1 rRNA gene is annotated in these 420 nt (G+C 48.6%); it reads left to right on the forward strand.

The features are described from left to right. Nucleotides 1-117 precede the first annotated feature (117 nt). Nucleotides 118-420, forward strand: a 23S ribosomal RNA gene (locus AC1DF3_RS37150); the annotation flags it as partial.

The following is a 420-nucleotide window of genomic DNA, read 5'->3' on the forward strand; positions in this document are numbered from 1 at the left end:
AGCGAAGGTTGTTCGAGATTGTTGCGACATTTTTTCAGTTTGTTTCAACCATTTGATGTCTTAGGAGATCAAAGAAACAAAGTGAAAACGGCGTACAAGCCGAATCACCTGAGCATTGGTTAAGCTATTAAGAGCGCACGGAGGATGCCTAGGCACCAGGAGCCGAAGAAGGACGTGGCGAACAACGATACCGCCTCGGGGAGCCGTAAGCAGGCTTTGATCCGGGGATTTCCGAATGGGGAAACCCAGCTGGAGTAATGTCCAGTTACTACTAAGTGAATACATAGCTTAGTAAGAGGCATACCGGGGGAACTGAAACATCTAAGTACCCSGAGGAAGAGAAARCAAAWGYGATTCCSTSAGTAGCGGCGAGCGAAMSSGGATTAGCCCAAACCAAGRRGCTTGCYYCTTGGGGTTGTA

The organism is Variovorax sp. 10N432 (assembly GCF_056394465.1).